Genomic DNA, 19,379 nt, shown 5'->3' on the forward strand with positions numbered 1-19,379 from the left:
GACCTGCTGGTCGGAGGTGTCTTTCAGGCCCCGGTTGTGCAGGTACCGGTTGGACTGGGCCTGGTAGATCGCGTTCATCGGACCGATGCCCATGGACACGGTGGGGAATTCCCAGAACGCGGGCATCAGCCTCGGGTGCGGGTAGGAGGACAGGGCGTGGCCCTCACGGGATTTTTCCTGCCGGAACCCGTCCAGGTCCTCCTCGGAGAGCCGGCCTTCCATGAACGCCCGGGCGTACATGCCCGGGGACGCGTGGCCCTGGAAGAACACCTGGTCCCCGCCGCCGGGGTGGTCCTTGCCGCGGAAGAAGTGGTTGAAGCCCACCTCGTACAGGGTCGCAGCGCCTGCGTAGGTGGAGATGTGCCCGCCGACGCCGATGTTGGGCCGCTGCGCCCGGTGCACCATGACCGCGGCGTTCCACCGCATGTACGCCCGGTAGCGGCGTTCGTATTCCTCGTTGCCCGGGAACGGTGCTTCCTGGTCCACCGGGATGGTGTTCACGTAATCGGTGGTGGTCACCATCGGCACCCCGACACTCTGCGCGCCGGCGCGCTGCAGCAGGCTCCGCATGATGTATTGGGCACGCTCGGTGCCCTGTTCCCTGATCAGCGCATCCAGGGACTCAACCCACTCGGCAGTCTCTTCCGGATCACGATCAGGCAGCTGGTTAGTCAACCCGCTGAGGATATGGGAGGTATCTTCTCCTGCAGCCACGTCCAACCTCTCTTTGCGCGCATGAATCGGCGCACTCAGGCCAGGCAGGGTGACTGCCCGGCGTACATACGCCGTGTGCGACGTATCGGTTACAACAGCCCGGGCATGTGTGCCGGGCAGGGTCCTAGCGCTCCTATGTCTGCACGAAGTTACAAGGTTGTTGTCCCGCAGGCATAGTTGTCATCAGCCACTCTAGCCCTCCCACCAAGGCGATGCGTAGCTGCACCTTTGGCACCTCTGTTGTATTTCGCCGTCATACTGGTTGTGTGACGAAAAGCCGCTGCAAGGCGGGCTGACCACACCCGATGTGACGCAGAATATGCCGTTCCACGGGGGCGGCAGCTTGAAGCGCAGGCACAAAGGGTGTTGGCTTGGGAGTAATGGAAATCACTATGCGCACCGCATATATGAGGCATTGGAGGAACACGTGAGCGAGGCCGACGCCGCCACTTCGGTAAATGTGGCGGAAAAATTGGGTTTCAAAAACGGGGATCTGATTCAGGAGTTCGGTTACGACGACGATGTCGATTTCGACTTGCGTGACGATATAGAGGACCTCACCGGTTCAGAGCTGCTGGATGAGGACGACCACGAAGTTGCGGACGCCGTGATCTTTTGGTGGCGCGACGGTGACGGCGACCTTGTTGACAGCCTGATGGATTCGCTGACCACCCTCAGCGAAAACGGCGTTGTCTGGGTCCTTACCCCGAAGTCCGGAAGGGATGGCTACGTCTCCCCGGCGGACATCCAGGAGGCCGCCCCCACCGCCGGCCTGCACGTCACCACATCAGCCGGCGTATCCAAGGACTGGAGCGCTGCCCGGCTGGTGAGCAGGAAGAACAAGTGACGGCAGCGCTTGCCGCTGCCTCCGCTGCTGTACCCGCGGTCGGCGGGACAGCTCCTGACTTTGAACTCCCCAACCAGTTTGGCGAGCCGGTCCGGCTGTCGTCATTCCGCGGGCAGAACGTGGTCCTGGTGTTCTACCCGTTTGCGTTCTCGGGGATCTGCACCGGGGAACTCTGCGAAATACGGGACAACCTCGCTGTCTTCGAGAATGCCCATGCCACGGTCCTGGCCATATCGGTGGACAGCAAGTTCAGCCTCCGTGCCTACGCGGCCCAGGAAGGCTACGGTTTCGACCTGCTCTCGGACTTTTGGCCCCACGGCGCCGCAGCCAGCGCGTACGGTGTTTTCGATGCGGACACCGGAATGGCCAGGCGCGGCACGTTCATCATCGACGCCGCCGGACGCATCCGGTACACAGTGGTGAACCCGCGTGGCCAGGCCCGTGACTTTGGCGAGTACCGCGCAGCACTGGCCGGCCTGGACCAGGGCTGACGGGCCATGGACGCGCGGCGGCATGGGGTAGGCCTGACCGGCTTTGCCAGCATGCCGCCGTCGCCTCCCGCCCGGGCTTCTGCCGCTGACCTTGAGATCCTGGTCCGTATCCGGGACATCCTGGCCGGCACCCGTTTCGCGCTGCTGACAGGCGCGGGACTCAGCACCGATTCGGGCATCCCCGATTACCGCGGCCCTGGTTCGCCACCCAGGACGCCCATGACGTACCAGGAGTTCGTCCGGGATGCCGCAAACCGGCAGCGGTACTGGGCGCGAAACCACATCGGCTGGTCGCACCTCCGCCACGCCGATCCAAATCCGGGACATTACGCAGCGGCGGAGCTTGAACGCCGTGGCTACCTCACCGGGCTGATCACCCAGAACGTGGACCGCCTGCATGAGGATGCCGGAAGCGTGAACGTCATCGATCTCCACGGCCGGTTTGACCAGGTGGTCTGCCTGGACTGCGGCAGGACCTACTCGCGCCGGCTCCTCGCGGGAATGCTGGAGGAGCTGAATCCGGAGTTCCTTGAACGGGCGAAAAAAACGGGGCTGGTGGAAATGGCGCCCGATGCTGACGCCACCGTGGAGGACCAGGCCCTGATCAGCAGCTTTGTTGTGGCCGCCTGTCCGGCCTGCGGCGGCACGCTGAAACCCGACTTTGTGTACTTCGGTGAAAACGTGCCAAAGGACCGGGTGGAGAAGTCCTACGCCATGGTCGATGAAGCCGCCGCTTTGGTGGTGGCCGGTTCTTCGCTGACAGTCATGAGCGGACTACGGTTTGTCCGGCACGCCGCGAAGGACGGCAAGCCGGTAGTCATCATCAACAGGGGAGAGACCCGCGGGGACGACAAAGCCACCATCAAACTTGAGGCCGGGGTCTCAGAATCACTCAGTTGGCTTGCAGCCGAACTGCCGCCGCTGTGATGTGCATGGGGGTCCACCCGGCCGGACTTCCCGTCCGATTCGCGTTCGAGGGCCAGGGTCGGGTAGAGTCTATGTTCGTTGGTTGCGGCGGAAACGCCGGATTCAGCGGCTTGGGTCTTTAGCTCAGCTGGTAGAGCGCCACGTTTACACCGTGGATGTCATCGGTTCGATCCCGGTAGGACCCACCAGCAAAACCCCGTAGTTTTCGCCCGTAACGGTGAAAAGTGCGGGGTTTTTTGTGTCTTCCGCCGGCGGCGCCGATTGTCGGACCCCTGCCATAGCTTTCCAGGTATGGAACACGTGATAGTCCGCACTGGCCAAAACGGAATGCCGACGACGGTGGTCAGCCGCGGGAGGGAATGGTCAGTGGGTGCCGAACCTGTCAGATGGTTCGAGCGGATCAACTGGTGGGAGACCCGCCGGAGGATGCCGAAGGGCAACAGCAGGGTGGATGTGGAAGTCCTGCAGGTCCAGGTCAGGCTGGGTAGCAACAAGAGTTCTGCCCTGACCACCATGATCCTTGAGCGCGACGGTCTGGGCGGGGGCTGGCGCCTTCGGGAATCAGTTGCCGACGCGGCGTGATGCGGGCGCCGGGCTGCTGACCCGGCAGTATCCGGGCATTGGAAAACCCTCCACCGCGACTATTGGGGGATGCCGCGGTGGAGGGCCTGGAATGAATATACCGTGAACTCCCGGAAACAAAAAGTAGCCGCGAGTCTGTGACGCGGCCGGGCTACGGACTCTAACGGCGCACGGGGATAAACACGCGCGGCTGCTCCGTCCAGGTATCCGACATCCGGGACATGGTCCTTCGCATGATCCGGTCCGAGGTTTCCCTGGCGGAGGCTGCGTCACCCCTGGCGATGGCTTCGGCCAGGTCCACGTGCCACTGCAAGGCAGCCTCATGCGGATGGTCGGGCATCAGGCCGTGCACGGTGCGGCCGGTCAGCGTCTCGGCCACCTGGCCCATAAGGTTGGCGAACATCTCGTTGCCCGAGCCCGAAAGCAGCAGGGAGTGGAACTGGATGTCCAGCTCCAGGAAGCGCGGCACTTCACCGTTGTGCCCGGCGTCGCGCATTGCATAGGCGACGTCCACCAGCTCCAGCCGCAGCGGGGCGGGCGCATTCTGGGCCGCAAGCTCGGCGGCGGCCGGCTCCACGGCTGCACGCAGCTCGGCGAGGGACCGCAGCTGGGCGCCGCGCGCATCGCTGGCGAGCCGCCACCGGATCACCTGCGGGTCGAAGGGGTTCCAGCGGCTCGCCGGCAGCACACGGATCCCCACCCGCTTGGTGGTTTCCACCAAACCCAGCGACTGCAGTACCCGGACTGCTTCGCGGATTACCGAACGGGAAACCTTAAGTTCGTCCTCAAGATGCTCGGCGAGCATAACGTGGCCAGCAGGCAGCTCACCGGAGATGATGCGGGTGCCAAGGTTCTCAATGGCACGGTGGTGCAGGCTGCTGGTCATGCAGCTAAGCCTAGTGCGATGAGGTCTGCCGGCCGGCCTGGTCCGGCCAGGAGGCGAAACAAAACGTTCGCTGGATGGGCGGCACTTCCCCCGAGGCCCCCGAATATATATGCTTTATTCCGACCCCTGAAAAATGTCACGGTGTTTCCGGCATGGGAAACGCCCCTGCGCATCCGTCGCACAGAAACGAATTGGAGTTTTGATGTCTGCACACATCGGTGTCACCGGCCTCGCGGTGATGGGCGCCAACCTGGCCCGCAACCTGGCGCGGAACGGCTTCACTGTCGCGCTGCACAACAGGTCCGTGGAGAAGACGGACGCGCTGCTTGAGCGGTACGGCTCGGAAGGCGACTTTGTCCGCACCGAAACCCTGCAGGAACTGGTGGACTCATTGGAGAAGCCCCGCCGCGTCCTCATCATGGTCAAGGCCGGCAAGCCGGTTGACTCCGTGATCGAGCAGCTCGAGCCGCTCCTGGAAGCCGGCGACATCATCATCGACGCCGGAAACTCCCACTACGAGGACACCCGCCGGCGCGAAGCGGCGCTGGCCAAGAAGGACCTCCACTTTGTGGGCGTCGGCGTATCCGGCGGCGAGGAGGGCGCCCTGAACGGCCCCTCCATCATGCCCGGCGGTTCCAAGGAGTCCTACAAGGCACTTGGCCCGCTGCTGGAAAAGATTTCCGCCAAGGTGGACGGCGAGCCGTGCTGCGCCTGGGTGGGAACCGACGGCGCAGGACACTTCGTCAAGATGGTCCACAACGGCATCGAGTACGCCGACATGCAGGTCATCGGCGAGGCCTTCGACCTGCTCCGCTCAGGCGCCGGCATCGAACCCGCCGAACAGTCCAAGATCTTCTCCGAGTGGAACAAGGGCGAGCTGTCCTCCTTCCTGATCGAAATCTCCGCAGAGGTCCTGGGCCACGTAGACGGCAAGACCGGCAAGCCGTTTGTCGACGTCGTGGTCGATGCCGCCGGCCAGAAGGGCACCGGACGCTGGACGGTCATCTCGGCCCTGGAACTGGGTTCCCCGGTTTCCGGCATCGCCGAATCCGTCTTCGCTCGTGCCCTGTCCTCGCAGGCCGGGCAGCGCAAGCTGGGCCAGGAACTGCTGCCGGGCAACGAAGCTTCGGTGGAAATCCCGGAGACCTTCGTCGAGGACGTGCGCCAGGCCCTCTACGCCTCCAAGCTCGTCTCCTACGCGCAGGGCCTGGACATGCTGACGTCGGCAGCCAAGGAATACGGCTGGGACCTGAAGCTGGACGAGATCGCATCCCTGTGGCGTGCCGGCTGCATCATCCGCGCCGAGCTCCTCAAGGACATCACCATGGCTTACGCCGCGGACGAGAAGCCGGCCAACCTGCTGTTCGCACCAGCGTTCACCAAGGCCATCGGCGATGCCCTCCCTGCGTGGCGCCGCGTGGTTGCCACCGCCGTGCAGCTTGGCATCCCGGTACCGGTGTTCTCCTCCTCGCTGGCGTACTACGACGGCCTGCGGCGCAAGCGCGTCGCAGCCGCCCTGATCCAGGGCCAGCGCGATCTCTTCGGTGCGCACACGTACGGCCGCGTCGACGCTGAAGGCACGTTCCACACCCTCTGGGGCGAGGACAAGTCTGAAATCGCAGCTGTTGACACGCACTAACAGCCGGTAGAACCCTGCTCCGGCCGGCAGTTCCCCCTTAGGGTGGGAACTGCCGGCCGTTGCTGTTTCCGGCGTCCGGCGCTTTCTTCCAAAGCAGTTTGTTCCAGGGGAGCCCAGCATGGTCGAGCCAGTAGCAATCGTTACCGGGGCATCCGCCGGGATCGGTTTTGAGGCGGCAAGGAAACTGGCCGGCAACGGATTCGCCGTCTACGCCGGTGCCCGGCGGGTGGACCGGATGGACCCGCTGAAGCCGCTCGGGGTCACGGTCCTGCCGCTTGACGTGACGGACGACGCAGCGATGCGCGCCGCCGTCGGACGCGTCCGGGCGGAAAGGGGACGGATCGAGGTGCTGGTTAGCACGGGAAATGGCGGGGGCGCTTGCCTCCACCAACAGGGCCAGGACATCCACCCGGCCTGAGGTCATTGCCGAAGCCGTGCTGCATGCCGCCTGTTCCGGCCGGCCCAGGACCCGCTACCCGGTGGGCAGCCGAGCCAATGCTATCCTGGCGCTGCGCCGGATCCTGCCGGACCGGCTCTACGACGCCGCAGTGAAGGTGGTGCTGAAACGCGTCGCAGCCGCCGGAGGGTCAGAGATGGTATTCAATCTCGTATTCAGCCGGGTCCACGGCGGGCTTGGTCTCCCGCTGGGCATCGCGGTGGCGCCACTTGGCGGGAACGCCGGTGACGATGGATTCAGGCGGGGCGTCCTTGACCACAACGGCGTTGGCGCCCACGGCACTGTCCTCGCCGATGGTGATCGGACCGAGTATCTTGGCCCCGGCCCCGATGGTCACGCGGTCGCCGATGGTGGGGTGGCGTTTGATCCGTGCCAGTGAGCGTCCGCCAAGGGTCACGCCGTGATACATCATGACGTCCTCGCCGATCTCGGCAGTCTCTCCGATGACCACACCCATGCCGTGGTCGATGAAGAAGCGGCGGCCGATCGTGGCACCTGGATGGATCTCGATGCCGGTCACGAACCTGCCCAGCTGGGAGAGCAGCCGCGCCGGGAAGCGCAGGCCGGGATTCTGCCAGAGGCGGTGCGTCAGCCGGTGGATCCAGATGGCATGCAGGCCGGAGTAAGCGAAAAAGTTCTCGAAAGAACCCCGGGCCGCCGGGTCGTGGGACCGGGCGGCCTCGAGGTCTTCCTTTAGTCTTGCGAAAAAGCCCACAAAGTTCTTTCTACAGGAAACGGGGCGACAGGCGGCTTAATCAGCCGCGGATGTCGTCATAGAGCACGGTGGAGATGTAACGCTCACCAAAGTCGCAGACGACGGCGACGATCAGCTTGCCCGCATTCTCGGGGCGCTTTGCCAGCTCCAGTGCGCCCCAGACGATGGCGCCCGAGGAGATGCCGCCCAGGATGCCTTCCTTGACGCCGAGCTCGCGTGCCACCCGCACGGAGTCTTCCAGGGTGGCGTCCAGGACTTCGTCGTACACGTTGGTGTCCAGGATCTCCGGCACGAAGTTGGCGCCGATGCCCTGGATCTTGTGCGGGCCGGGGGCGCCGCCATTGAGGATCGCGGAGTCCTTGGGTTCGATGGCGACGATCTGGACGCCGGGCTTGCGCTCCTTGAGGACCTGTCCGACGCCGGTGACGGTTCCGCCGGTGCCAACGCCGGCGACGAAGATGTCCACCTTGCCGTCGGTGTCAGTCCAGATTTCCTCGGCCGTGGTGTTGCGGTGGATCTCGGGGTTGGCCTCGTTGGCGAACTGCTGCGCCCAGATGGAGTTCTCCGTGTTGGCCACGATCTCCTGGGCCTTCTCCACGGCACCGCGCATGCCCTCGGAGCCCGGCGTCAGGACGATCTCGGCACCGAAAGCGCGCAGCATGACCCGGCGCTCGGTGGACATGGTCTCGGGCATGGTCAGGATGACCTTGTAGCCGCGGGCAGCACCCACCATGGCCAGGGCGATGCCCGTGTTGCCGGAAGTGCCTTCAACGATGGTGCCGCCCGGCTTCAGGGCGCCGGACTTTTCGGCGGCGTCGACGATGGCCACGCCGATGCGGTCCTTGACGCTGTTGGCCGGGTTGTAGAACTCAAGCTTCACGGCAACGGTGGCGTCCAGCCCCTCGCTGAGCCGGTTGAGCTTGACCAGCGGGGTACCGCCGACCAGCTGCGTTACATCGTCATAGATCCGTGCCATGTACATACGCCTATCTCTGAGGGGTGAATACTGAGGTCAGCCTAACGAGGCGGCGTAACCGTGGCTAAGCGTTAAGCCATGCAGAGTAATATTTCCTTGCCTTCGCGAGCTTGGGGTTGATGATCACCTGGCAGTACCCCTGCTCGGGATGCTTGGCGTAGTAGTTCTGGTGGAACTCCTCCGCGACATAAAAGCGCGGCAGCCGGCTGACCTCGGTGACGATTGGATGGGCCCACAGCGCCTGGTTCCGCTCGATGGCTTCCTCGAACAGGATCTTTTCTTCGGTGGTCTCGTAGAACATGGATGAGCGGTACTGGGTGCCCACGTCGTACCCCTGGCGGTTCAGCGTGGTGGGGTCGTGCAGGGCAAAGAACATGTCCAGAATGACGTCCGCCGGAACAATGTCCTCGTCGAAGGTCACCGCCACAACCTCGGCATGCCCGGTGGTGCCGTTGCATACCGAGTAGTAGTCCGGGTTCGGGTCGTGCCCGCCGGTGTAGCCGGACACCACGGAGGTGACGCCCCTGGTCTTCTGGTAGACGGCGTCGAGGCACCAGAAGCAGCCTCCGCCAAGAACAAAAGTTTTCATGACCTCTTCAATGGTTGGCGGCCCCGGATGATTCCCTGGCAGCCGTGGCGCCGCGCAGGTATGCCGGCCGGTACCGGGCTATGGGGTAAAACTAAGACTATGGAACCTGTGGACACCGACGTTACCGGCCCTAAGAATCCCGACGGCGACGCTCCCGCCGGCGAGCCGGCCGCGGCCGGCCCCGCGGATGCTCCCACGCTGGGTGAGCTGCTCCTGGCCGTCGAGGAACTGTGGCCGGAATCCCTGGCGGAAAACTGGGACGAGGTGGGCCTGGTGGCCGGACACCCCTCGGCTCCGGTGACCAAGGTGATGTTCGCGGTGGATCCCACGCTCGAAGTCATCGAGGAAGCCGTGGAATGGGGGGCTGAACTCCTCATCACGCATCACCCGCTGCTGCTCAAGGGTGTTACGTCCGTCGCTGCCACTACCGCGAAGGGCCGCGCCGTGCACCGCCTCATCGAGTCGGGGACGGCTCTCCTCACCGTGCACACCAACGGTGATTCCGCCGTCGGGGGTGTATCCGACGTCCTGGCGGATGCACTGGGGCTGCAGGACGTCGCCCCGCTCACGGTGGCCGCCAACGGACTGCCGGAAGAGGGCATCGGCCGTGTCGGGGACCTCGCCGATGCCATGAGCCTGGGGGATTTTGCCGCCCGGGTCTTCGGAATCCTGCCGTCTGTTGCGGGGGGAGTGCGCGTTTCCGGTGACAAGGACGGCCTGGTCCGGCGCATCGCGGTCTGCGGCGGCGCGGGGGACTCATTGTTTAACGAGGTCCGGGCCAGCAATGCGGACGTTTACGTCACGGCCGATCTCCGCCACCATCCCGCGTCCGAGGCCAGGGAGGCGGCAGTAAACGGCCGGCCCTACCTGGTGGACGTATCCCACTTTGCCAGCGAATGGCTGTGGCTGCCCGCCGCGGCGGCCGCCCTGGGCAACGTCCTCGCCGACCAGGGCCACGACGTCGAAATCCAGGTCAGCGCCACCAACAGCGATCCGTGGGACTTCATACTCACTCCGGGGTAAGCGCTAGAGTCTAGGAAGCGCCGTTCAGGTGCCCGGTTCCGGCCGGCAGGGATCAAGCGGAGGTAACAGTGGCGAAGGCAGCACCGGCGGAACAGTTGAAGTTGCTCGAACTGCAGGGGCTGGATGCCAAACTGAAGTCGCTCGCCAACCGCCGCCGCTCGTTGGAGAACGATCCCCGGATCAAGGACCTGGAGGCCGCGCTTTCGGTTGCCAGCGGTGAGCTGGGGGCAGCCAAAGTTGCAGTCCACGATGCCGAGGCCGAGCTGAAGCGTGCGGAAGCGGATGTGGAACAGGTTGCCTCGCGCATCGAGCGGGATGAGGCGCGGCTCAACAGCGGCACGGGCCTGTCCAAGGACCTCGTTGCCCTCCAGAAGGACATTGCCTCGCTGAACAAGCGCCGCTCGGACCTGGAAGACGTGGAGCTGGAGGTCCTGGAGCGGCTGGACACCCTCCGTGCCCGGCAGGCGGCCCAGCAGCTGATCGTGGACGATATCCAGGGGTCCTTCGGAAACATCCGCGCGGAACTTGATGAGGCCCTGGCCGCGGTGGACGCCGAAGCCGGTGAGGTCCGGGCGAAACGGACGGAGTTTGCGCAGGGGCTGGACGCCGGGCTGCTTGCTGTTTACGAGAAGACGCTGGCCAAGCGCGGCGTAGGTGCGGCGCGGCTGTTCCACGGGACGTCCGAAGCCTCGGGCATGAAGCTCAGCCCCGGCGACCTCGCCGAGATCAAGTCAGCCTCCGCCGACGACGTCGTCTTCTGCCCGGACTCGGGCGCCATCCTGGTCCGCTCGGAGGAGTGGGCCTGACCCAACTGGGTAGCGCTAAGTGTCGTTCTGAGGGTTCAAAACGCCACTTGGCGCGACTTAGTTGGGCAGGATGATGTTCAGGGCGTGCGGCTTACGGGCTGAACCCTCAACCAACTCCGCCTCCCAATTCTCCCGGGCGGCCTTGAGCAGTTGCTCCGGCGTGCCGGGGGCCTTCCCGCGGCGTACCAGCAGGTGCCGTGCCAGCTCACCCCGGGTGTGCTTGGCGAAGTGGCTGACCACCTTGCGCACCCCGCCGGTTTCCGTGAACACATTGACAGCGACGGTCCGGCCCGACGGCGGGGCCCACGCGGCGGCATAGGTGCTGGACCGGCAGTCCACCAGCAGGTGCCCCTCAGCTACTGCGCCAAGGGCCTCTGCCAGGAGCGGCTTCCAGAACGGGGCGAGACGTCCGACGTCGGGCAGTGCCGTTCCCATCGACAGGCGGTAGGCGGGCACGCTGTCGCCAAAGCGGATGGCGCCCCAGAGTGCCGATATCACCAGCACGGATTCCTCCGCCTTCCGGCGCTGGGCAGGGGTGAGGCTCTGGTAGCCCAGCGCGTCATAGAGGACGCCGGAATAGATCCGGTGCGCCGGAGCCGCCGGCTCCGCGTGGAGCCGGGTGTTGCGCTCGACGTCGTCCCGCAGCGACGTGCCCACGCCCAGCAGCGCGAGTGCGTCCTCGTGGGCGCTGACCGTGCCCAGTGATTCCAGGACTTTTGCCCGGTACGGGTTGAGTTCCGGAAAGCCCAAAGAATGCCAGTCGACGGCCGAACCACGGACCGCGGGTGTCTTGCCTTCGGAGGGGGGAAGCAGAATCAGCACCGTCCGATACTACCGGCGCCATGATGGTGGGCCCGCGCCGGTAGACTGGAGACGGATGGGACAGCCAGGCGGCCGCGCGTCACGCAAGTGGCTCGAGGAACGTCCGGGCTCCGCAGGGCAGGGTGGTGGGTAACGCCCACTCGGGGTAACCCGCAGGCAAGTGCCACAGAGAACAGACCGCCTGGGTCGCGCCGGTTTGAAAGCGGCACGAAGCAGGTAAGGGTGAAACGGTGGTGTAAGAGACCACCAGCTTCCCGGGTGACCGGGAAGGCTAGGTAAACCCCACCCGGAGCAAGGCCAGACAGGACACGTTTGAGGGCTGCCCGCCCGAGTGTCCGGGTAGGCCGCTGGAGGGTGCCGGCAACGGTACTCGTAGATGGATGGCCGTCGCTCCCTTTCCGGCAACGGAAGGGGAGGCACAGAACCCGGCGTATCGGCTGTCCCATCCATATAAGACGTTTGACCTTGGAAGCTCTGTTGGGGATCCTGAACCGTGCCCGCAAATAATGATCCGCAACCGCCCTCGGGCACTCCGCCTGTGCTGGCTCCCGGCCGCGGCCGGCAGGCACTGGCCCTGCTGGGCTTCCTGGCCCTGTCGCTCGCCGCCTGGGCCCTTGCCTCGATCCCCATCATCCTGAACTCGAACGGCTGGTTCGCCGGCTCGGTCAAGGCGCCGTGGATGCCGCCGGGATGGATGTTCCGATGCATGTGGATGATGCTTTATGCCGGTGTTGCCGTCGCCGCCTGGCTGGTCTGGCGGAAGGGGGCGCTGCACGGCGGCACCTTGGCCGGCTATGTGGTCCAACTGGTGCTCAACGCAGGGTGGCCGTTGACGTTTTTTGGCCTGTTTCCCATTTTCGGTACGGCTGCGTTGTGGGGGGCCCTGGCGGTGATCAGCGGACTGGCGTTGTCCCTGGTGTTCCTGATCCTGCGGTTCGGCCCGGTCAGCGCACCGGCGGGCCTGCTGGTGCTGCCGTACTTCTCCTGGGTGGTGTTTTCCTCAAGCCTCAATTTCTACTCAGCCCTCCACAACTGACGCACGTGTGAGTGATTTCACGCGGCCCGTGCCTGTTCATGGCAGTCAGCCAACTTAGAATGGATACCGGACGTAGGGGTTCTACCGCCGAAAGTTGCGTTCGCAGCCGGCGGTTTTTCTTTGCACACGATCCACGCGCCTGGGGGCCGAACCCTGCAGGCGTGGGTGCCCCTGGACATCATCAGGTGGCCGACATTCGCGTACGAAGACGTATGCGGCTGAACCGAGGAAGGTATTTCTGTGAGCCAGACGTCAGATTCTTGTCTTGATACGTGGATGGGCCGGGAGGCCCTCGCCGAGGCCATGATTCCGGTGATCGGCCGGCTGTACCGCGAGAACAACGTGGTGACCAGCATCCATGGCCGGAGCCTGATCAACAAGTCCACCATGAACATCCTCAAGGCGCACCGCTTTGCGCGCCGGATGAGCAAGGACGAACTGCTCCTGGAGGAGACCGCCCCGCTGCTGAACACCCTGGCGCAGCTGGAACTGGGGGCCGCCGCGATCGACATCGCCCGGCTGAACCAGAAGTTCAAGGAAGAGGGCGACGGCCTCACACTGGAGGAATTCCTGCGTGCCGAGCTCGCCGACATCGTGGGCAAGCGCGGCGGCGACGACCGCACCAGCACCGATGTGGTGCTGTACGGCTTCGGTCGGATCGGCCGGCTCCTGGCCCGCCTCCTCATCGAAAAGGCCGGTGGCGGCCACGGCCTGCGCCTGCGCGCCATCGTTGTCCGCCGCGGGTCGGACAACGACCTTTCAAAGCGCGCCAGCCTCCTGCGCCGCGACTCAGTCCACGGCTCGTTCGAAGGCACCATCCGCATCGACGAGGAAGCCAACACCATCACCGCCAACGGTGTCCAGGTGCAGGTCATCTACTCGAACGACCCCGCCACCATCGACTACACCGTCTATGGCATCAACAACGCCCTCGTGGTGGACAACACCGGCCGCTGGCGCGACGCCGAAGGCCTGTCCCAGCACCTGCAGAGCAAAGGTGTTGCACGGGTCCTGCTGACCGCTCCGGGCAAGGGCGAGCTGAAGAACATCGTCCACGGCATCAACCACCGCACCATTGAGGACACCGACCAGATCGTGTCCGCGGCGTCCTGCACCACCAACGCCATCACCCCCGTGCTGAAGGCCATCAATGACAAGTTCGGCGTGATCCACGGCCACGTGGAGACCGTCCACTCGTTCACCAACGACCAGAACCTGATCGACAACTTCCACAAGGGCGACCGCCGCGGCCGCTCCGCCGCGCTGAACATGGTGATCACCGAAACCGGTGCCGCCAAGGCCGTGGCCAAGGCGCTGCCCGAGCTGCTCGGCAAGCTCACCGGCAGCTCCATCCGCGTCCCCACCCCGGATGTTTCGCTGGCCATCCTGAACCTGACCCTGGAAAACGGAACCACCAAGGACGAGGTCAACAACTACCTGCGCGAGATGTCGCTGCACTCGGACCTGCGCAAGCAGATCGACTACATCGACTCGCCCGAAGTGGTTTCCACAGACTTCGTCGGTTCCCGCCGTGCCGGCATCGTGGACGGCCTCGCCACGGTGTCCACGGACAAGAACCTGGTCCTCTACGTCTGGTACGACAACGAATTCGGCTACAGCTGCCAGGTTGTCCGCGTTATGGAAGAGATGGCAGGCGTCAACCCGCCGTCGTTCCCCGCGAAGGAAACCGCGGCGGCCCTGGCGGCAATCGCCGTCTAGTCCCGCCCCGGTCCCACATTTCCCGGCTGGTTCTCTGGAATCAGCCGGGAAACGGGACCACACTTGTGCCATGGATAAAGAATCGACGCTCCAGCACGAGACCACCCTTGAGCACGCCCTCGACGTCGCCAAAGCCAACCACAAGGAAGCCATCCGGTTGCTTGAGGGCGCCCGCGCCGGACACGCGGCGGGAGACGTAGGCGAGGACCGCGTCCGCCAGCTTGAAGGACTCCTGGCAATAGCGGAGGAAGACCTCCGAAGAGTGATGCGGGAGCAGTGACTGCCCCCGGCTGAACCCCCACCTCCCCTCCACACTGTGGAAAACAGGGGGCGGCCGTGCAGTTGTCCTAGGCTCTTGTGGTGCGTGATGTTGACCCAGGGGCAGGAGCCCCGTGACCGTGAGCTGGTCCGCCTACCGGCAGGCCCGCCGCCGTTCGCGCCAGGCGTGGATGCTGCTGGCACTTGCCGCCGTTTCCACGGTGGCGGGCCTGTTCTGGTTCTTCACGGCCGGCCAGTTTGCGGTTGCAGAACCGGCCGTGGCCGGTCCCGCCGAGGCGCCCGTCTTCGATCCTGCCTGGATGAAGCCCGTGGTGCCTGTCAACCGGATCCCGGAAGGCCACGCCCTGGACGCGCTGGAGGGCCTCGCCGTTAAGGGACGTGCGGGCAAGGACAACTATGACCGGGAGGCTTTTGGCCAAGCCTGGCTGGACGTTGACCGGAACGGCTGTGATACCCGCAACGACATCCTGCGCCGCGACCTGGCCGACGTTATCTTCGCGAAGGATTCCTCCTGCAGTGTGGCGGCCGGACGTTTCCACGAGCCCTACACGGCCCGGTTTGTCGACTTCCGCCGCGGCTCCGAAAGCAGCCGGGCAGTGCAGATCGACCACGTCGTGGCCCTTGCCGACGCCTGGCAGAAGGGCGCCCAGCGTCTTACTCCCGGCCAGCGCCAAAGCCTCGCCAACGATCCCCTGAACCTGGTCGCGGCCGATGGGCCCGCCAACCAGCAAAAAGGCGCCGGCGACGCCGCCACCTGGCTTCCAAAGAACAAGTCAATCAGGTGCCACTACGTCGCGCGCCAGATTTCCGTCAAGGCCGCCTACAGCCTGTGGGTAACAGAGGCGGAAAAGGATGCCATGAAGCGGGTGCTGGGATCCTGCCGCGGCCAGCAGACCATCACGGCGGACTGACCGGCGCCGGCCGCAGCAGTCAGTGCCCGAAGGGGTCCGGATCCACCCCGGGCATCCAGGTCAGCCCCGGCACGCCCCAGCCGTTCTTCTTGGCCTGCTTCATCGCCTTGCGGGCGTAGCGGTCCATCAGCCGGTTGACGTACAGCTTGCCGTCAAGGTGGTCGAACTCGTGCTGGATGACCCGGGCGAACCAGCCCGTGGCCTCGAACTTCACCGGCTGCCCGAACCCGTCAAAGCCTTCCACCCGCGCCCATTCGGCGCGTTTCAGGGGATACACTTCCCCGGGAAAAGACAGGCATCCCTCTTCTTCTTCGTCCGGATCAGGAACCGCACCGGAGATCTTGGAGAGTGTCAGGACAGGGTTGACCAGCACGCCTGTGGGGGGTGCGTCGTCGTCGTTGGCGTACTTGTACACGAAGATCCTCTTGCCCACCCCGATCTGTGGGGCGGCAAGGCCCACGCCGTTGGCGGCGTCGTTGGTTTCGAACATGTCGGCAATCAGGGTGCGCAGTTCGTCGTCGAACACTTCCACTTCGGAAGCCCGGCGGTGCAGTACGGGTTCCCCCCAGATGGTGATCGGCAGAACGGTCATGTCAGCGGTCCTTCGGCGGTATCTCGTGCGGAAGCAATAGGACAAAACAAAGGAGGCCGCACCGGATATCCGGTGCGGCCTCCTTGCTGGACGGCTGCAATACCATCCTGTGAGGGTGAGCTACGGGGGTTGAACCCGCGACCTCCTGGACCACAACCAGGCGCTCTGCCAACTGAGCTAAGCCCACCATGCGCCCTGCAGATTACCGGCTAACCGGCCCTCTGGAAAGGCAACTCAAATAGCTTACCTGCTCTTCGGGAGTGCTTTGTCCACTTTTAGCCTTTTCAGCAAAAAATCCTGGAAACGTGGCGCAGATTACGTTTCCGCCAGCTCTGCATTTCCGCCCGAAGTGATGCGGCGGGCAATTTTCTGGGCGGTGGCGCTGTCCGGTCCGGGGGACGGCACAAAAACCGCTTCCCGGTAGTAGCGGAGTTCGTCGATGGAGTCCTTGATGTCCCCGAGCGCCCGGTGGCCGCCCTTTTTCGCCGGGGACTGGAAGTAGGCCCGGGCGTACCAGCGGCGGGAGAGCTCCTTGATGGTGCTGACGTCAATGACCCGGTAGTGCAGGTGCTCCACCACGGCAGGCATGTCCCTGGACAGGAAGACCCGGTCCGTGCCCACCGAATTGCCGCCCAGCGGGGCCTTCCGCGGGTCGGGCACCCACTCGGCGATGTACTCCATGACTGCTGCCTCTGCCTCGGCCATGGTTTTGCCGGCGGGAAGTTCCTTCAGGAGGCCCGACTTGGTGTGCATGTCCCGGACGAAATCGTTCATCTGGGCCACGGCGGCATCGTCGGGTTTGATGACCACGTCCACGCCGTCGCCGAGGATGTTCAGTTCGGAGTCCGTGACCAGGGCTGCCACCTCGATCAGGGCGTCGTTCTTGATGTCCAGGCCGGTCATTTCGCAGTCGATCCAGACGATTCGTTCGTTAGATATAGGCACCGGACCAGCCTACCGTTACACCTCCGGGCAACCGGCCGGTGCTAGGATTTCGGGTACGCGGCGGGTCGCCCTGCCGCTGAGGAAACGCGCCCCGGCCGGCTGTGCGGCCCGCCGGGCAGAAGCCGCGCAAACGCAAGAAGATTGGACGATCCTGAGATGACGGCGCCTGTGCCCGCGACGGGGGAGTTGGCGGCCGCCGCCACTGCCGCAGCAGGCGGTGCAGAGGTGGACAATCCCCGCTCGCCGCTGATCGCCGGTTTTGTGGGCTCCGTGTTCATGCTCATCGGCTCGCTGGGGGTGGGCTGGCTTGCCCCCGTCTCGGAACTTCGCCGGATGCCCCTGTTCATTTGGATGCGCGCCGAAGCGGCGGGTGTCGCCCTCTCAATCGTCCTCCTGGCCGTGGGCGGCATGCTCCTGGTCCGGGCCTGGCTGCGGCTGGGTCAAAAAGTGCGGGTCTGGGGGGATCAGGCGCGCAATGCCACCCTGATGGCCGTGGTGGCCTGGGGCCTGCCCATGATGTTCAGCGTCCCGCTCTTCAGCCGCGACGTCTACGCGTACATAGGCCAGGGCCGCCTCATGGTGGAAGGCTTCAACCCCTACGAAAACGGCATCTCGGCCCTGTCCAACTACTTCCAGCTTGGTGCGGACAAGATGTGGACGGAGGCGCCCGTTCCGTACGGCCAGCTGTTCCTGTGGATCGAACAGTTCGTCGTATGGGTTACCAATGTCCAGCCGGAAGCGAGCGTGATGCTGTTCCGGCTGGTGGCGCTGGCAGGTATTGTCCTTTGCGTCATCTACGTCCCCAAGCTGGCTGAACTGCATGGCGTCAACCCGCACCGCGCCCTCTGGCTCACCGTGGCGAACCCGCTCTTCCTGACGAACTTCATCGCCAGTGTCCACAACGACGCGCTGATGATCGGCCTGGCGCTGGCCGGACTGTACTACTCGGCCACCCGGCGCGTGATCCGGGGCGTGGTCCTGGTGACCCTTTCCATTGCCGTCAAACCCATCACCATCGTCTTCCTGCCCTTCATCGGGCTGCTGTGGGCGGGACGTGACGCTGGCTGGGCACGGAAGTTCGTCTTCTGGGCGATGACAGCCGGGCTGAGCCTGGGCATCCTTGCCCTGATGAGCCTGGTCAACGGCTTCGGCTTTGGCTGGATCAACGGCCTGTCCGCCCCGGGAAGCATCTCCATCTGGTATGCGCCCGTGGGCCTGATCGGCATGGTGGTTGCCTCGCTGGCCAATTCGTTCGGCCTGGACGGAGCGGTCCTGGCTGACGTGGTGTTCGATGCCGGCAAGCTGCTGGCCGTGGGCGTGGTCGCGTCGCAGATATTCCGGGGGGACTATGACCGGCTGATGCGGCGCCTGACGCTTGGGTTTGCCGCGGTGGTCCTGCTGGCTCCGATGATCCAGTCCTGGTACGTGGTGTGGCTGATCCCCCTGTTTGCCGTCACCGGCATCCGGAACGACTGGCAGGTCAAGGCACTCTACTTCGTGGTTTCGTTCTTCATGATCTACGCCATTTCCGACCAGCTGGAAGTCTTTCCCTACCTCCAGACCGAGGATCTCGGTTTTGCGCTGGCGATGGCCCGGGTTGCGGCGGCCCTCACCGGCCTGCTGTTCGGCCTGTACCTGGTGTTCTGGGACCCGGGGACCAGGAGCCTGTTCCGGAAGGTGAACGAAAACGTCGTCGAACGTCCCGTCATCTAACCTTCCTTCCCGTTGATCCGCCGCAGCGCCTCCCGGCGGGAGAGCGGGCTGATGGCGGACGCATGGCCGGCAACGAAGGCGGCCACCCACCCAGGGTTGGTCTTGGCGTATTCCCGCAGGGCCCAGCCGATCGCCTTCCGGACGAAAAACTCCGGGTCCGCCAGGTTGGCCTCAACCACGCGTGCCAGGAGTGCGGTGTCGGTGCTGCCCTTCGCCTTCAGTTGCGCGGTAATGGACGCGCGCCTGACCCAGAAGTCGGCATCGGTGCTCCAGCCAAGAAGTACGTCGGTCATCTCGGGGCGGTGGGCCTGCAGCAGGTTGCACAGGCGGCCCGACACCCCATCGGCGAAGTCCCACCAGGCCCCGCTGCGGATAATCTCCTCATACACCGGCAGCATGTACAGGTCCCTGGCCACCAGCCGGCTGCCCGTCAGGTCGATCGCCGCGTACCGTTCCTCCCGGACGGTGGAGGTCCGCCACAGCTCCAGTACCGTGGCACGGAGCTGGTCTCCCGACTCAAACGGCGCCGCGGAAGCGGCCGACGCGGCGATCCGGCGTACTTCAGGTACCCGCACACCCAGCGAGGGCAGGGTGGACTTCATGTAAGCCTGCGCGCCGGCAGCACGGGCGGGGTCCCCCCGTTCCCGCAGCGCTGCCCGGACGGCGTCGAGGACTTGCCGGTTAACCGGGCCGGGATTGCTCATGGGGCA

Annotated in this window: 21 protein-coding genes, 2 tRNA genes, 1 other RNA gene and 1 pseudogene; 15 read left to right on the forward strand and 10 right to left on the reverse strand. The window is 64.9% G+C overall.

The window, feature by feature from the left end; all coding sequences use genetic code 11:
* Nucleotides 1–714 (reverse strand): annotated as a pseudogene (locus tag DXK94_RS16635) (pyruvate dehydrogenase (acetyl-transferring), homodimeric type); the annotation flags it as partial.
* Nucleotides 715–1,141: 427 nt separating this feature from the next.
* On the opposite strand from DXK94_RS16635, the gene DXK94_RS16640 reads away from it, so the two are divergent.
* The 5 genes from DXK94_RS16640 (at nt 1,142) to DXK94_RS16660 (ending at nt 3,561) form a co-directional block, all read left to right on the forward strand.
* Nucleotides 1,142–1,561, forward strand: coding sequence for a DUF3052 domain-containing protein (locus tag DXK94_RS16640; RefSeq protein ID WP_079596430.1), 420 nt, complete (start codon nt 1,142–1,144; stop codon nt 1,559–1,561).
* Complete coding sequence (locus DXK94_RS16645; protein ID WP_115525786.1) at nt 1,558–2,052, forward strand: peroxiredoxin; 495 nt, start codon at nt 1,558–1,560, stop codon at nt 2,050–2,052. The genes DXK94_RS16640 and DXK94_RS16645 overlap by 4 nt, the downstream gene beginning before the upstream one ends.
* Nucleotides 2,053–2,058: 6 nt before the next feature.
* Complete coding sequence (locus DXK94_RS16650) at nt 2,059–2,979, forward strand: NAD-dependent protein deacetylase (RefSeq protein ID WP_115525787.1); 921 nt, start codon at nt 2,059–2,061, stop codon at nt 2,977–2,979.
* A gap of 112 nt (nt 2,980–3,091) precedes the next feature.
* Nucleotides 3,092–3,167: transfer RNA gene (locus DXK94_RS16655), tRNA-Val, on the forward strand.
* 103 nt (nt 3,168–3,270) lie between these two features.
* The gene (locus tag DXK94_RS16660) at nt 3,271–3,561 is read left to right on the forward strand and encodes a hypothetical protein (protein WP_115525788.1); all 291 of its coding nucleotides are present in this window, start codon (nt 3,271–3,273) and stop codon (nt 3,559–3,561) included.
* 160 nt (nt 3,562–3,721) lie between these two features.
* Here the strand turns inward: DXK94_RS16660 and DXK94_RS16670 are convergent, their stop codons facing one another.
* On the reverse strand, nt 3,722–4,447 hold the full coding sequence (locus tag DXK94_RS16670; RefSeq protein WP_079596374.1) for a FadR/GntR family transcriptional regulator: 726 nt from the start codon (nt 4,445–4,447) through the stop codon (nt 3,722–3,724).
* 202 nt (nt 4,448–4,649) lie between these two features.
* On the opposite strand from DXK94_RS16670, the gene gndA reads away from it, so the two are divergent.
* Together gndA and DXK94_RS16680 are read left to right on the forward strand one after the other, a co-directional pair.
* Nucleotides 4,650–6,086, forward strand: coding sequence for an NADP-dependent phosphogluconate dehydrogenase (gndA, locus tag DXK94_RS16675; RefSeq protein ID WP_115525790.1), 1,437 nt, complete (start codon nt 4,650–4,652; stop codon nt 6,084–6,086).
* A 118-nt stretch (nt 6,087–6,204) separates the two neighbouring features.
* The gene (locus tag DXK94_RS16680) at nt 6,205–6,504 is read left to right on the forward strand and encodes an SDR family NAD(P)-dependent oxidoreductase (RefSeq protein WP_115525791.1); all 300 of its coding nucleotides are present in this window, start codon (nt 6,205–6,207) and stop codon (nt 6,502–6,504) included.
* Nucleotides 6,505–6,673: 169 nt separating this feature from the next.
* Here DXK94_RS16680 and epsC read toward each other — a convergent pair whose 3' ends face one another.
* From epsC to msrA, 3 genes are all read right to left on the reverse strand, one after another.
* Nucleotides 6,674–7,258 carry a serine O-acetyltransferase EpsC gene (epsC, locus tag DXK94_RS16685; RefSeq protein WP_079596372.1) on the reverse strand — a complete coding sequence of 195 codons (585 nt, stop codon included), beginning with the start codon at nt 7,256–7,258 and terminating at the stop codon, nt 6,674–6,676.
* Nucleotides 7,259–7,298: 40 nt separating this feature from the next.
* Entirely contained in the window at nt 7,299–8,234 is a 936-nt protein-coding gene (cysK, locus tag DXK94_RS16690) for a cysteine synthase A (RefSeq protein ID WP_079596428.1), read from the reverse strand.
* A gap of 64 nt (nt 8,235–8,298) precedes the next feature.
* Nucleotides 8,299–8,823, reverse strand: a complete 525-nt coding sequence (gene msrA / locus DXK94_RS16695) for a peptide-methionine (S)-S-oxide reductase MsrA (RefSeq protein ID WP_079596371.1) — start codon at nt 8,821–8,823, stop codon at nt 8,299–8,301.
* A gap of 99 nt (nt 8,824–8,922) precedes the next feature.
* Here msrA and DXK94_RS16700 point away from each other — a divergent pair, with 99 nt between their 5' ends.
* Both DXK94_RS16700 and DXK94_RS16705 read left to right on the forward strand, forming a co-directional pair.
* The gene (locus DXK94_RS16700) at nt 8,923–9,846 is read left to right on the forward strand and encodes a Nif3-like dinuclear metal center hexameric protein (protein ID WP_181884858.1); all 924 of its coding nucleotides are present in this window, start codon (nt 8,923–8,925) and stop codon (nt 9,844–9,846) included.
* Between the two features lie 68 nt (nt 9,847–9,914).
* A complete protein-coding gene (locus DXK94_RS16705; protein ID WP_079596369.1) occupies nt 9,915–10,652 on the forward strand; it encodes a zinc ribbon domain-containing protein in 738 nt (245 codons plus the stop codon).
* Between the two features lie 57 nt (nt 10,653–10,709).
* On the opposite strand, the gene DXK94_RS16710 is transcribed toward DXK94_RS16705, so the two are convergent.
* The gene (locus DXK94_RS16710) at nt 10,710–11,474 is read right to left on the reverse strand and encodes a YaaA family protein (protein WP_115525793.1); all 765 of its coding nucleotides are present in this window, start codon (nt 11,472–11,474) and stop codon (nt 10,710–10,712) included.
* 56 nt (nt 11,475–11,530) lie between these two features.
* Here DXK94_RS16710 and rnpB point away from each other — a divergent pair.
* From rnpB to DXK94_RS16735, 5 genes are all read left to right on the forward strand, one after another.
* Nucleotides 11,531–11,923, forward strand: an RNA gene (gene rnpB, locus DXK94_RS16715) — RNase P RNA component class A.
* A 44-nt stretch (nt 11,924–11,967) separates the two neighbouring features.
* Entirely contained in the window at nt 11,968–12,510 is a 543-nt protein-coding gene (locus DXK94_RS16720) for a TspO/MBR family protein (protein ID WP_115525794.1), read from the forward strand.
* 240 nt (nt 12,511–12,750) lie between these two features.
* Nucleotides 12,751–14,229: a glyceraldehyde-3-phosphate dehydrogenase gene (locus DXK94_RS16725; RefSeq protein WP_079596365.1), complete on the forward strand. Its 1,479-nt coding sequence runs from the start codon at nt 12,751–12,753 to the stop codon at nt 14,227–14,229.
* A 70-nt stretch (nt 14,230–14,299) separates the two neighbouring features.
* Complete coding sequence (locus DXK94_RS16730; RefSeq protein WP_115525795.1) at nt 14,300–14,509, forward strand: hypothetical protein; 210 nt, start codon at nt 14,300–14,302, stop codon at nt 14,507–14,509.
* 112 nt (nt 14,510–14,621) lie between these two features.
* Nucleotides 14,622–15,419, forward strand: a complete 798-nt coding sequence (locus DXK94_RS16735) for an HNH endonuclease family protein (RefSeq protein WP_115525796.1) — start codon at nt 14,622–14,624, stop codon at nt 15,417–15,419.
* A 19-nt stretch (nt 15,420–15,438) separates the two neighbouring features.
* Here the strand turns inward: DXK94_RS16735 and def are convergent, their stop codons facing one another.
* The 3 genes from def to orn all read right to left on the reverse strand — a co-directional run bounded on the left by def (nt 15,439) and on the right by orn (nt 16,956).
* Nucleotides 15,439–16,011 carry a peptide deformylase gene (gene def / locus DXK94_RS16740; RefSeq protein ID WP_115525797.1) on the reverse strand — a complete coding sequence of 191 codons (573 nt, stop codon included), beginning with the start codon at nt 16,009–16,011 and terminating at the stop codon, nt 15,439–15,441.
* 114 nt (nt 16,012–16,125) lie between these two features.
* Nucleotides 16,126–16,198 (reverse strand) — tRNA-His (locus tag DXK94_RS16745).
* A gap of 128 nt (nt 16,199–16,326) precedes the next feature.
* The gene (gene orn / locus DXK94_RS16750) at nt 16,327–16,956 is read right to left on the reverse strand and encodes an oligoribonuclease (protein ID WP_079596361.1); all 630 of its coding nucleotides are present in this window, start codon (nt 16,954–16,956) and stop codon (nt 16,327–16,329) included.
* A gap of 156 nt (nt 16,957–17,112) precedes the next feature.
* Here orn and mptB point away from each other — a divergent pair, with 156 nt between their 5' ends.
* Entirely contained in the window at nt 17,113–18,669 is a 1,557-nt protein-coding gene (mptB, locus tag DXK94_RS16755) for a polyprenol phosphomannose-dependent alpha 1,6 mannosyltransferase MptB (protein ID WP_181884859.1), read from the forward strand.
* On the opposite strand, the gene DXK94_RS16760 is transcribed toward mptB, so the two are convergent.
* Nucleotides 18,666–19,373, reverse strand: a complete 708-nt coding sequence (locus DXK94_RS16760; protein WP_115525798.1) for a DNA alkylation repair protein — start codon at nt 19,371–19,373, stop codon at nt 18,666–18,668. The two genes, mptB and DXK94_RS16760, sit on opposite strands and share 4 nt — an antisense overlap.
* Nucleotides 19,374–19,379 lie beyond the last annotated feature (6 nt).

The organism is Arthrobacter sp. RT-1, assembly GCF_003367205.1.
GTDB lineage: Bacteria > Actinomycetota > Actinomycetes > Actinomycetales > Micrococcaceae > Arthrobacter.